Source organism: Arthrospira sp. PCC 8006, from assembly GCF_046480465.1.
Classification (GTDB): Bacteria; Cyanobacteriota; Cyanobacteriia; order Cyanobacteriales; family Microcoleaceae; genus Limnospira; species Limnospira platensis.
The window spans coordinates 1-12702 of the sequence record NZ_PKGG01000029.1; the positions used below are offsets into that span (position 1 = coordinate 1).

Here is a 12702-nt window from a genome sequence, read left to right on the forward strand (position 1 = left end):
TCGGAGTTTGGGGCTGCTATTGCTAGTTTAGGTTTATCCCCGGTAATTGGTGCGCCTACAGATAGTAGCATCGCCTTTGCTTCGGGTGCGGTTTATGTTTACAACACCATAACGGGTTTACCCGTGACTCAATTATTCAATCCTACCCCGGAACCTTTCGATTATTTTGGCTACAGTTTGGCGACTATTGGTAATGATATAATAATTGGTGCGCCGGGGGATAGTACATCGGAATTGCGAGGGGGAATTGCTTATTTATTTGATGGTATAACGGGAGAATTACGGCAAATTTTTAATAATCCTAACCCGCAACCAGATGATTATTTTGGGGCGGCGATCGCCTCTGTGGGAGACTGGGTATTAATTGGCGCACCGGGTAGCTTGGGAGTTGGTCAGTCAAACGGTCCGGGTTCGGCTTATTTATTTAATAGCGTAACGGGAGATTTAATCCAGTCTTTTCGTAACCCTAACCCAGGACTAGATAATTTTGGTCATGCTGTCGCTTGGTCGGGAATTGGACGGGATATTATCATCGGATCTCCGGGTGATGACCAGCGGGGAATAAATGCTGGGGCGGCGTTTTTAATTGATGGTATTACGGGGTCAATTTTGGCAAATTACACACCGGAAAACTTACGGACAGGCGATCGCTTTGGTGAGTCCATAGCTACCACCAACAACAATAATGTTGTGGTAGGATCTCCCGGTTTCGGTCCTTTTGATTTTGGGGCGGCGTTCAAATTCCAGTTACGCACCGGGGAATTATTAGAAACCTATTTACACCCCCAACTTCCTCCCAGTGATGGAGTGTTGAACTTTGGTAGTGCGATCGCCAGCTTTAATACAGGGCTAATTATTGCCGCCCCAGACACGAAKATAGGCTTAGAAGGTGTTGGGGCGGTTTATCAGTTTTAGGCGGCTTTAAGAGGTTTGCACCCGGCGCAAATCTAAGGTTAAAGGATATTCAGGGCTTAAATTGGGGGTGGAAATTTCCAAAGTTCCGGGAGTGTGACCCATGGGTGCAAACCTTTCTAACATCCTAGACTCAGCCTCTCTTTCATTAATGGGAAATGTTGTATAAACAACGCCATTAGGAGGGTTGATATAATAAGTACATCCCCCAATAGATCGCATAGCCCAAGTATCAACAATATCGAATAATAGGGGAGTATGGGGGTTAATAGAAGGATGCAATAAAGATGCATATTGTCGCGCCCGGAACCTGACCCCGCCTACATATTCCCCCGGTTTAAGGGTAGATTTTAAGGGCACTGCATAGCCATTACAGGTGACAATATAACGATGGGAAAAGCCATCTAAACCGGGAGAATTTCCCATCGCCCCCCGTAGCATGACCTGTAGCCTTTCCATGGAAGAATCAACATATCTGGCGTTACCGCCATTGGCGGTTTCTTCTCCTAAAACGTGCCAAGGTTCTATGGCATTTCTTAACTCTAATGTCACGCCATCACGGGTAATTTCTCCATAGTTGGGAAAGCGAAAATCAACAAAGGGTTTAAACCATGCTAAATTAAATGGATAACCCGCCGCGTTTAAATCTCTTAAAACTGTGCCTAAATCTTCTTCAATAAAATAGGGCAGTAAAAAGCGATCGTGTAGGGTAGTTCCCCAACGAATTAGGGGTTTAGTATAGGGATGTTCCCAAAACCAAGCCACTAGGGAACGAATTAACAACATTTGCAATAGCCCCATTTGTGCATGGGGAGGCATCGCAAAAGCCCGAAACTCTAATAGCCCTAACTGGTTGCGATAATTCTCCAATGGGTAGAGTTTATCAATACAAAATGCTGAACGGTGAGTATTTCCGGTGACATCAATTAGCAGGTTTCGCAATAAGCGATCGACTAATCCAGGGGGTACTTCTCGCCCCTTTTCTAACTGTTGAAAAGCAATTTCTAACTCATATAAACCTTCGTGTCTGGCTTCATCTACCCGGGGCGATTGGCTAGTCGGTCCGATAAATAACCCCGCAAATAAGTAGGATAAACTGGGGTGATTTTGCCAATAGGAAATCAAACTTCTTAATAGGTCAGGGCGACGTAATAGGGGGCTGTCTTGAACGCTCTTACCACCAATGGTGATATGTGCGCCGCCTCCGGTACTTATGCGCCGACCATCTAGGGCATATTTTTCAGTTCCCAACCGACATAGCCGCGCTTCCTCATATAAAGTGGTGGTAATTGCGGTTAATTCTGACCAATTTTTGGCGGGGTGAATATTGACTTCAATTACTCCCGGATCTGGGGTAATCTGAAATCCCATAATTCCATCATTTCCAGGGGGGGTGTATCCTTCAACTAATACGGGAATATTAACAGCAGTGGCGGTTTTTTCAATGGCTGTAATTAAATCTAAAAAACACCGGGCGGAAGTTATGGGAGGAACGAAAACATATATACAGCCATCCCGCGCCTCTACCGCCATGGCTACCCGCACGGAATTTTCTGGTAAATTGATGGGTTCGGAACCAACCACAGCAGGTTTATGATCTAGCGGTACTCGCGCCTCTGGGTGCAATTCTTCTGACCAGCTTATGGCACTTAAAGGCAGTCGAAATCCCAAGGGGGAATCACCTTTTAATAAAATCAATTTATCCTGTGGTAATTTCCACGGACAACTACCCCAGCGTAATTCTTCTGACTCGACAACTGGTAAAATTGGTAAGGCATAACCGGCTAATTCTTCGGTTTCTAATTCATAGGTGGGAATAATGCGATCGCTTGCGATTCCTAACTGTTTAACTAATTCTTGAATAACGACTTCTGCCTGTTTAATCCCATAGCCATAATCGTCACCATCTACCGCCATGAAAGCCCGATTATGCCAAATAGGTTGACCATCTTCTCGCCAATAACAGCCTAAAGCCCACCTCGGCAAAATTTCCCCCGGATACCATTTTCCCATGCCATAATGTAGCAAGCCGCCACCCTTAGAAAACTTACTTTCTAGGCGGTGTAATAGCTGTCCGGCTAACCTGCGCTTTTCCTCTCCCAAGGCTTGTACCTGCCACTGGGGAGACTCAAAATCATCAATAGAAACAAAAGTAGGTTCCCCACCCATGGTTAAACCTACCCCTAAACTTTGCAATTTATCCTCTACTGCTTGACCGAGGCGGTCTATGGTTTCCCATTGACTAGGGCTATAGGGTTGACTGGTGCGCGGTTGATTTTTGTAACGAGAAACCGTCACCGCAAACTCTAAATTTGACCCGCAGGGTTCGGCGGTTCCCTGAACTGGGGAGGCGGCTTGGGGGTCGGCGGTACACACGAGGGGAATATGACCTTCTGCTGCTAAAAAACCAGAGGTGGGGTCTAAACCAATCCAACCCGCCCCAGGAATATATACTTCCGCCCAAGCGTGTAAATCTGCATTATCAGCTTCTGGTCCAGGGGGTCCATCTAGTGGGGGAACATCGGGTTTCAGTTGAATTAGGTAACCGGAGACAAAGCGGGCGGCGAGTCCATAGTGCCGCAAAATCTGCACCATTAACCATGCTGTATCTCTACAGGAACCTATTTGAGTTTTTAGGGTTTCTTCGCAGGTTTGAATACCCGGTTCAAATCGGACTGTATACTTAATATAATCAGCGAGTTTCTGATTAATGGTAATTATAAATTCTGGGGTATATATATCTTTGACCCGGTGCTGTTCTACCCAGTCTTTGAGTATGGGGCTGGATTCATCTATTTCTAAAAATGGGATTAATTCCCGCCCTAGTTGTTCTTCGTAGATGAATGGATAGCGTTCGGCATAGCTTTCCATGACGAAGTTAAACGGATTAATCGGGTGTAAATCTGCAATAATATCTACTGTAATCCCTAGGCGATCGGTTTTGGATAAAAAGTTGAGCCTCCCCAAATAATTGCCATAGGGGTCTTGTTGCCAGGTCATCGTGTAATCATCAGGTTCAATCTTTAGGGAATAGCTATTAATGGGGGTGCGACAGTGGGGAGAAGGTCGCAATCCTAATGTATGAGGACCTAGAATTACTGGATTTTCAAAATGGTAGACAAGCTGATGGTTGAGGCTAACTTTTACTGACATAACTCAATTTGGGCAAGAGGGATATATGGTTGGTAAGTTCGCAATTTAAGCAGGCAAAAGACCATACAAAAAAGTTGCCTCTCTTGCCTTTGGTATCTTGCCTATTGCCTATTGCTTTTAATGGAGTTGATGACCACAACTTCCGCAGAAGCGATCGTCCGGTTTTACTGTCGCACCGCAGTTACTACAGAATTTACGACCTCCTGATTCCGATTCCGATGAGGAAGAAGAACCCATTTTTAGCTCCATGTTACCCATCCGCATTTCCATGGGGTTCATACTCATTTGCATATTGCCCATTTGCATCGGCTTCATCGGTTCCATCGGCTTCATCGGTTCCATTGGGTTCATCGGTTCCATCGGCTTCATCGGTTTCATTGGCTTCATCGAAGATGCAGGGGTACTCGAAACCTGCTGAACTGACATCTGCTGGGCGCTTCCGAGGGAGGGTGTCTGACCCATGACACTCATACTACTTCCCTGGAGTTGCACGAAGTGTTCACCCTGAGCAGTTTCTATTTTCAACACTACCCCATTTTCCGTCCGATACATGGAGGGGGGGGAAGTCCAGGTTCCAGTCTGGAATCCATTGCTGGCTTGCTGTTGCTGTCCGGGTGATCCACTGGCGATCGTCACAACAGTTTGCGACCCTTGGTTATCAAGATAAATTTTTTGACCGGTGCCTAGCTCGCATACATAAGGCATAATCGCCTCTTCCTACCATAAGAAACATCTAATGCTGATATTGTAAAATTATTTCCTCAACAAATCCTACTTCTTAATATTTATATTATAAATTCCTCAAAACTATACAGATTGCCGATTATACAGATATTTAACATTTCGCCACGCTCTCCATCCAGTATGTAAACTTATGTATCAAATTCGCCTAGTTATGTCATCAATATTTGATAAATTCACTTTGGCGATCGCTCTCCATATATTTATCAATCTAATTAATCAACTTTCATTGAATACTAACAACCGATTACATCCAGAATAAATACTCAGCTATTAATCATCATGTTTCGTCACCCCTAACCCTCCCATATCCATGCTATAATTAGCCAAAATAGACTATACTATCAATACATGACTGGAGACAGCTATGGCTATAGCTCAGGAATTAGAACCGACTCAAATCACCCTAGACCAAGATATCGAGTTTCCTCCGGGAGATTTAGAAAGTCAGGAGTTGCCATTGGAAAGTTATTTACATCTACAACAAATCTTGTTACTGATTAAATGCCTAGACTGGTTATGGCGAGACCGAACCGATTATTTTGATGCGGGAAACTTGACGATTTACTATAGTCCTCATCAGAAAAAATCATCRGATTTTCGCGGACCAGATTTCTTTGTGGTGTTAGACACGGAAAGGCGATCGCGGAAAAGTTGGGTGGTGTGGGAAGAAGGGGGAAAATATCCTCATATCATTGTGGAATTATTATCAAGTTCCACAGCTAAGACTGACCGCACTGAGAAAAAGAAAATCTATCAAGATATTTTCCGCACTCCCGAATATTTCTGGTTTGACCCAGAGAGTTTAGAATTTCAAGGATTTGCTTTAATTCAGGGAACTTATCAACCGATAACACCCAATAATCAGGGACATTTATGGAGTGAACAACTGCAACTATTCTTAGGKATAGAAAATCGTCAACTCCGCTTTTTTAGTCCTGATGGTGTTTTAGTACCCACTCCCGAAGAATCAGCYACTGAAGCTCAACAACAGTTAGGTAGCATCCAAAATGAGTTAGTAACCACTCAAAATCAATTAGGTAGCATCCAAAATGAGTTAGTAACCACTCAAAATCAATTAGACATTGAACGTCAACAAAAAGACCAACTAGCGGCTAAACTGCGAGAGTTAGGAATTGACCCCGAACAGTTGTAAAAAATGGAGGTAAACATTATGACAGTTACGGAACAGTTAGCATCACTGGAAACCTCACCAGAATGGGAGGATATCGAGTTTCCTCCGGGAGATTTAGAAAGTCAGGAGTTGCCATTGGAAAGCTATTTACACCTACAACAAATCTTGTTACTGATTAAATGCCTAGACTGGTTATGGCGAGACCGAAATGATTATTTTGATGCGGGAAACTTGACGATTTACTATAGTCCTCATCAGAAAAAATCATCGGATTTTCGCGGACCAGATTTCTTTGTGGTGTTAGACACGGAAAGGCGATCGCGGAAAAGTTGGGTGGTGTGGGAAGAAGGGGGAAAATATCCTCATATCATTGTGGAATTATTATCAAGTTCCACAGCTAAGACTGACCGCACGGAGAAAAAGAAAATCTATCAAGAGATTTTTCGCACTCCCGAATATTTCTGGTTTGACCCGGAGAGTTTAGAGTTTCAAGGATTTGCATTAATTCAGGGAACCTATCAACCGATAACCCCTAATGATATGGGACATTTATGGAGTGAACAACTGCAACTATTCTTAGGGATAGAAAATCGTCAACTCCGCTTTTTTAGTCCTGATGGTGTTTTAGTGCCTACTCCTGAAGAATCAGCTACTGAAGCTCAAAAGCAGTTAGAATTTGAACGACAACAGAAAGACAAACTAGCTGCTAAATTGCGAGAGTTGGGGATTGACCCTGAACAGTTGTAAATAATGCAGGTTAAATAATTGACAGACATTAGAAACACTTAAATATATGACGGCTGTCAAACCCTCATAAAATAGGATTTAACTCCACTAAAATCGGCTTTAATAAGCTGTTGTTCGTCAATATAGAAATAAAAATAATCAGAACAATCAAAAGGATGATTAAATTCTAATAATAATTGTCCTTTAGCCTTATCTAAAACTTCTGGTACATAGGAATGACACTCTGGAAATCCTGCCATTTTAGCGTTAATACCAACTTGATTTTCTGACTGATAATCTAACAACCATTCGTCAAATTCATCGGCAATATCTATCAAGTTATCGGGAATACTATTGTAGCAATAATCCCAAAAGACATCCTCTGCTACAGAAAAATCGATTGTATAAATATGGTGATACCATTCATCCCTATAACGCTTATCTTGGGTGAAGCTAAAATCCGTGACTAGGGTGCTTTCATCTTGAGAAATTTCTGGGAAATAGATAATCCTGTGTGGTTCTGGACCTAGTACACACATGGGTACATCGAGGCTAGAATAGAACTGTAAAAGACCCTGAGATGGTAATTGAAAGCCGGGAATAGAAGGAACATCTGCACAGTTAATCTGAAGTAAAAACATCATCATTTCCCCAGTTTGACGATCGCAAGGATACTCCATTCCCTTGGGTAAATAGGGCAACCCTCCGACCTTAGTTTCCCACAACTTCAGGGGATCATTACTGAGGTCTTTTGCTAAAAAACCCTGTTGATTAAAAGCCAGATTAATATAGGGTTGCACATGACTAACCAGGAAAGAACGCAGAGATTCAAATTCTGGCGGTAGGTCTTCTAACAAGCGAGGTGTTACCATAAAGAAAACTGCGACGGCGCACAGTGTTAAAGAACTTGATACTGTTTTAGCATAGTTTGGTTAAAGTTGCACTGTTGATTTGTGCAAGGGTGGCTTTCTGCCTATAAAATGGAGATGGCATATTTAATCCAATCTTCTGCACTATTATTTTCGGCTAAATTAGGATGAGAGGTAATGGCTGTTAATGCTTGCATAACCTCGGAACTTGTATAACCCAAAGCCAACAGAGACATTTCTACTTCCTCTTGGATTTCTGCACTTAAATTAGATGTAGAAACTGTAGGAAGTCCGGCTTGTTTTCGCCACTCTGATAACTTGGTTTTTAACTCTAGGGTAATCCGTTCGGCTGTCTTTTTGCCTACTCCCGGAGTTTTAGTTAAAATCCCGGTATTGCCGCCGACAATTGCCTGGACTAAATCCGGTAATTCTAGGGTATCTAAAAGGGCGATCGCCAATTGCATACCAATACCACTAACACTGACCAATTGACGAAATAGATCTCGTTCCGCCATACTGCTAAACCCATACAAAACCATCAGATCATCCCGGACTTGTAGATGAGTAAATATTTGTAAATTTTCGCCAGTTTTAGCATCTAAATTCTGCATCCTGGGTAAAATTTGCAACTCATAACCAACCCCATTAACATCAAGATATAAAATAACTCTATTTCCCGTCTTTTTATAAATACCAGCTACAGTGCCATTTAAATAACCAATCATAGTCTATTTTACCTCAAATTCTCAAAAATTAACCCCTGCTAACTCATCAACCCACTCTGGTTAAGATCACTATTCACGGTTTGACTGTAATTTGCTACGATCGCCAACATACAAAATAGCATTAAGGCAATAGTTTTGAGTAAAAATCGGTTTTGGTCTTGGCTACCTCAACTATCACGCCAAGTGTGGATTTTAGCAGTTGGTCGGCTACTGTCCCAAACGGGAACAGGATTTACCCTATTTTATGCCCCAATTTTCTTTGTTAATCAGGTAGGTTTATCCTCAACCGCCGTAGGAATAGCCCTAGGAAGCGCCCAAATTTCGGGGGTAATTGGGAGAGTCTTCGGGGGGTCTTGTTGTGACTCTCCTCGCTTCGGTCGGCGCTGGACATTATTGTTATCGGCGATAATTTCTGCCCTCTCATCTTTTGTCCTCGCATTTACCAGCAATTTTATGATGTTAATTCTCGGCAATTTATTGTTAGGATTAGGCATCGGACTTTACTGGCCAGCGACAGAAACTATAGTGGCTGATTTAACGACGGGAAAGACACGCAACGAAGCCTATGCTATCACTCGTTTAGGGGATAATATAGGCCTACAGGTGGGGATTATCATTGGTGGGGTAGTGATTGCCACAACGGGAGCTTATCGACTGTTATTTGTGCTAGATGGATTGTCTTTTCTCATCTTTTTTGTAGTGATTTATCTAGCCATAGCCGAAACCTACCAAGCCCCTATTATATCAACAGATACCGAATCCGGTCAATCTTCTAATAGTTGGATGGTGGCTTTAAGCGATCGCACTTTATTAATTTATGTAGCAGTCAATATTTTATTTACCTTCTATATGTCACAAATTCATAGCACCATTCCCCTATATCTTAACAACTTTGTGAAAGCCGAACTTTCCAGCATCACTATTAGCGCCCTGTTTGCTGGACACACAGCGATCGCCATCTTACTTTTATTACCCATGTCCCGCATTCTTAATCCTCTCAGTCGTCCCCACGCCCTAATTGTATCGGCTATATTATGGGGAATAGGTTTTTTAATTACCGGGTTAATGGGAATCGTTGAAACCGGCACTTTAACCCTAGCTATTCTAGGATTAGGAATTTTAGCGATCGCCACAGTTACTTATAGCCCCGCCGCCTCTTCCTTAGCCGCTAATCTCGCCCCTGACCCCCTGCGAGGAATTTATTTAGCCATTAATTCTCAATGTTGGGCGATCGGTTATTTAATCGGCCCCCCTCTAGGGGGATTAGCCCTTGATCAAACCCCGGAAATTATTAGCCAATTTTGGTTAGGATTAGCCCTAAGTGTCTTGATAGCGATCGCCATTTTACAGCATCTACATAAAACCATGAACCATCTCAACAACTAATCCCTATATATCAATTCTTCAGCCTCAAACTCATGGTTAGCATCTAAACACCAGTTGAGAAAGTCAGTAGAATTACCCCCGATCACAGAAACAATAATATAGGAGTATTCCGACCAGGCACAAACCCGATCAAATTCGGAGGGAATCGCAGGATGATCGGGGTGCGAATGATATATACCAATAATCGAAAGATGGCGATCGCGTCCCTCTTTTTGCGCTTTCATTAACGCTTCTGGGGCGATGGTAAAACGTTCTTGGCGAGTGGCTATATTGGGGCTATTGTCTAACCCTTGGAATACCTCAGCAGTGGCTGGACTCCAAACATTTTGCATCGGCCAAACTTCCATAATCATTTTGCGATCGCCTAAGTCTTGCCGCCCCATCAGCAAACCACAACACTCCTGGGGATAACTTTTTTCTGCATAATTCCGAATTTGAGCAACTTGTTCAGAGGTTATAATTAACATAATTTTTGCATCAATTCACCATCTACTTTCCTAGGGTAGCCATCGCGGGTTAAATCCCAAAAACGGCAATTCTTCCGGTTTCCATTGAGAAGCATTAGCATCTGGTGAACTATCCGTTACTAAAGGCAATAACCACAGGCGACTCGTGGTAATAGTATCCCCCCCATCAGTACGAGGTCGGTTTTCTATCTCTTCATCCATAATTCTAGTTACAGTTTGATCAAACAGTAAAGCCAGACCATCGGGAGATAAACTCAGATTAATTTGTTGCTGATTCGGTAAAAAATTAMTCWGAGGKAAAATCTCCTCAGTTTTTAAGTCGATCGCCACAATATAAGGCTGTTCTGTGTATTCCTCATTATCCTCCATTAGCTCCGTAATGAGAGCATAAATAATCGTCTGGCTAGGGTCAAACTCAATACTCAGAATATTGCCAAACTCAGCAGTTCTATATAATTCCCGTTCATTACCTACCGTATCCACCACAAACAGCGATCTGGTTCCATCGGAATTAAACTTGAGTAACCCCGCCGCCGAACCATCCGCAGCAAACCCCAAAACCTGACCAAACTTAGGTAAATATTCCAGCACCTCAGCATTGGGTTCTAAGGGTAAAATACTCGTCAGATCTGGACCTTGGGAAATCAGCAAAGATTTGCTATCAGGTGCAATCATAAAATTTCCCCCCTGAGTTTGTAAAGGTCTCGGAGAACGTCCCTCCCGAATCACCCAAGGACTAGCATCAACCGGATTTTTTTTGTTGACCCGCTGCACAACAATCACCTTACCATCACCAGACAAATCAAATCGGAGGTTACTGTAATATTTGTTATCCAAAATTGTTTCTAACTGACCACGATGTTGAGGCGCTGAAGAACCTTGACCGATAGATTCAGGGTTAATACCAGTCATCACAGTATACAATTGTGGGTCAAACTGTCCACTACTACGATCGCCTCTTTCTATGGCTAAAAACAAAATGCGATCGCCCCTCGGATAAGGTTCAAACTGTATCACCGTTAAATTTTCAGGAGTTAAAGCCACAGGTGTAGGGTCCTGAGACAAATTCACCAGCATCAGTCTCCCTTCCTGGTCTCCTTCCACCCCAATATATACAAAAGCGCGATCGCGACTACGAAAATAGCCCGTAAACGGTTCAATTAACTGACCTTCCTGATTCTCATATAATTGATCTGTTACCCCTTGTAACTGCACACTGAAAGGCGTACCATAGGGAACCGGATCAAGCAAAGTATAAGCCATGCGTTTTCCCGCCCAACTGATTTTTCCCGGTAAAGGCGGGTCAATGCGGAGATTTCTCTCTACCCCCTCCCGGTCCATCGGACGGTTAAATGTCAACAGAAACGCCCTATCTTCCGCCCCTACCTGTCTATTTGCCCAACTGAACTCTCGCACACGAGGAATAGTGCGATCGCCACTCAAAACCACCCCCAAAATTAACACACCCAAAACTAACATCAAAGTTATCGCCGCTCGATCCAACGGTTGACTTTTTTCCGCCAAATTCCTCAATTTAGATGGAAAGCTGGTCATAGTCCCTCTATATTATGCTTATGATCCTGTCCTAAATTAGCACAACTCTCAAAATTCAGTCATCACTGATAGACAATTTCACAGGTTTAGCCGTTTCTGCCATCTTAATTAATTCATGAATTTGGGTGTCTTTATTCACCTGAATACGAGAAACTCGGAACGGATTTCTTAACTGAGTTGGTTGAGAAACTCGATGATCATAAAGATACCCAGTTAAATGATAGCCTCTCAGATATCTTTCTAATTGAGCAGATAACGCACCAAAAGGATAAGCAATATGAGCAGCCACTAATTGATTACGATCTAAATCTTGCGTACATTCCCGCAATTTAGATTTACCCTTTTCTAACTCAATCTGTAAATTATTAGCATCTAGTTTAGTCAGATTTTGATGAGAATAGCCGTGAGACTGAATATCATAATATCCCCTTTCAAAACCATCTCGTAAATCCTCACAACTCATGTGGGGAATATAGGGAGGAATATTAACCCCCATATAAGCCGGATTCAAAAATAAAACCACCTTCACTTTTTCCCGGTAAATATATTCCAAGTCTTTTAATATTGGCAGTACATGATCATGAACACCAGTATAACCATCATCAAAGCTAATCATCACTGGTTTGCGGTTTTCATACTCAGCCGGTATAGGTTGAGACTTTTGGATAAAATGAACAAACAAATCCTGGCTAGACAGAAACCAATAATCATTAACTACTAGGTAATTCAAAAAACTATAAAGCTGGAGTTTTTCGTAATCTGTACTAACTAGGGGACGCTGGGATTGAACTAACTCTTCTCTGGTGTCAACAATATCATGAAATCCAAAGATAGGAACTCTCACCCATGGAGATTTACTAGCACCGGAAACACTTAGACTTAGTACACTTAACAGTAATAGCCAGATACTGCGTATAGATAGCCTTTTGGCAATTATTAATATCTCCACCAACCTGTTAATATTAGTCATTAAATTGACACCTTATTTAATAGTTTTCCGTCTCCATATTTCTCTCCCCAACCCTCTCCCAGAG

10 protein-coding genes and 1 pseudogene are annotated in these 12702 nt (G+C 42.5%); 4 read left to right on the forward strand and 7 right to left on the reverse strand.

Annotated elements, in window-relative coordinates; genetic code table 11:
* Positions 1-915: pseudogene (locus B9T16_RS06955) on the forward strand (hypothetical protein); the annotation flags it as partial.
* Between the two features lie 6 nt (positions 916-921).
* On the opposite strand, the gene B9T16_RS06960 reads toward B9T16_RS06955, so the two are convergent.
* Both B9T16_RS06960 and B9T16_RS06965 read right to left on the reverse strand, forming a co-directional pair.
* Positions 922-4065 carry a DUF2126 domain-containing protein gene (locus tag B9T16_RS06960; RefSeq protein WP_410244396.1) on the reverse strand — a complete coding sequence of 1048 codons (3144 nt, stop codon included), beginning with the start codon at positions 4063-4065 and terminating at the stop codon, positions 922-924.
* 117 nt (positions 4066-4182) lie between these two features.
* On the reverse strand, positions 4183-4770 hold the full coding sequence (locus B9T16_RS06965; protein WP_410244397.1) for a zinc ribbon domain-containing protein: 588 nt from the start codon (positions 4768-4770) through the stop codon (positions 4183-4185).
* 403 nt (positions 4771-5173) lie between these two features.
* Between B9T16_RS06965 and B9T16_RS06970 the strand changes: the two genes are divergently transcribed.
* Entirely contained in the window at positions 5174-5962 is a 789-nt protein-coding gene (locus B9T16_RS06970; RefSeq protein WP_410244398.1) for a Uma2 family endonuclease, read from the forward strand.
* A gap of 18 nt (positions 5963-5980) precedes the next feature.
* Complete coding sequence (locus B9T16_RS06975) at positions 5981-6688, forward strand: Uma2 family endonuclease (RefSeq protein WP_410244399.1); 708 nt, start codon at positions 5981-5983, stop codon at positions 6686-6688.
* Between the two features lie 56 nt (positions 6689-6744).
* Here B9T16_RS06975 and B9T16_RS06980 read toward each other — a convergent pair whose 3' ends face one another.
* Together B9T16_RS06980 and ruvA are read right to left on the reverse strand one after the other, a co-directional pair.
* Positions 6745-7539 (reverse strand): DUF1963 domain-containing protein, encoded by a 795-nt coding sequence (locus B9T16_RS06980; RefSeq protein WP_410244400.1) that lies wholly within the window; start codon positions 7537-7539, stop codon positions 6745-6747.
* Positions 7540-7640: 101 nt separating this feature from the next.
* Positions 7641-8261, reverse strand: a complete 621-nt coding sequence (ruvA, locus tag B9T16_RS06985; RefSeq protein WP_410244401.1) for a Holliday junction branch migration protein RuvA — start codon at positions 8259-8261, stop codon at positions 7641-7643.
* A gap of 135 nt (positions 8262-8396) precedes the next feature.
* On the opposite strand from ruvA, the gene B9T16_RS06990 reads away from it, so the two are divergent.
* Positions 8397-9647, forward strand: a complete 1251-nt coding sequence (locus tag B9T16_RS06990) for an MFS transporter (protein WP_410244402.1) — start codon at positions 8397-8399, stop codon at positions 9645-9647.
* On the opposite strand, the gene B9T16_RS06995 is transcribed toward B9T16_RS06990, so the two are convergent.
* From B9T16_RS06995 to B9T16_RS07005, 3 genes are read right to left on the reverse strand one after another with little or no spacing between them, the layout of a single operon-like run.
* Positions 9644-10114: a Mov34/MPN/PAD-1 family protein gene (locus tag B9T16_RS06995; protein WP_006617924.1), complete on the reverse strand. Its 471-nt coding sequence runs from the start codon at positions 10112-10114 to the stop codon at positions 9644-9646. The two genes, B9T16_RS06990 and B9T16_RS06995, sit on opposite strands and share 4 nt — an antisense overlap.
* 30 nt (positions 10115-10144) lie before the next feature.
* Positions 10145-11668 carry a hypothetical protein gene (locus tag B9T16_RS07000; RefSeq protein ID WP_410244403.1) on the reverse strand — a complete coding sequence of 508 codons (1524 nt, stop codon included), beginning with the start codon at positions 11666-11668 and terminating at the stop codon, positions 10145-10147.
* Positions 11669-11723: 55 nt separating this feature from the next.
* Positions 11724-12638 (reverse strand): polysaccharide deacetylase family protein, encoded by a 915-nt coding sequence (locus B9T16_RS07005; protein WP_410244404.1) that lies wholly within the window; start codon positions 12636-12638, stop codon positions 11724-11726.
* Positions 12639-12702: the final 64 nt, after the last annotated feature.

Bases quoted from the DNA above. Each gene is read 5' to 3' on its own strand.
- ruvA (WP_410244401.1), bottom strand. From the start codon at position 8,261: ATGATTGGTTATTTAAATGGCACTGTAGCTGGTATTTATAAAAAGACG.
- B9T16_RS06975 (WP_410244399.1), top strand. From the start codon at position 5,981: ATGACAGTTACGGAACAGTTAGCATCACTGGAAACCTCACCAGAATGG.
- B9T16_RS06980 (WP_410244400.1), bottom strand. From the start codon at position 7,539: ATGGTAACACCTCGCTTGTTAGAAGACCTACCGCCAGAATTTGAATCT.
- B9T16_RS06995 (WP_006617924.1), bottom strand. From the start codon at position 10,114: ATGTTAATTATAACCTCTGAACAAGTTGCTCAAATTCGGAATTATGCA.
- B9T16_RS07005 (WP_410244404.1), bottom strand. From the start codon at position 12,638: ATGACTAATATTAACAGGTTGGTGGAGATATTAATAATTGCCAAAAGG.
- B9T16_RS06960 (WP_410244396.1), bottom strand. From the start codon at position 4,065: ATGTCAGTAAAAGTTAGCCTCAACCATCAGCTTGTCTACCATTTTGAA.
- B9T16_RS06965 (WP_410244397.1), bottom strand. From the start codon at position 4,770: ATGCCTTATGTATGCGAGCTAGGCACCGGTCAAAAAATTTATCTTGAT.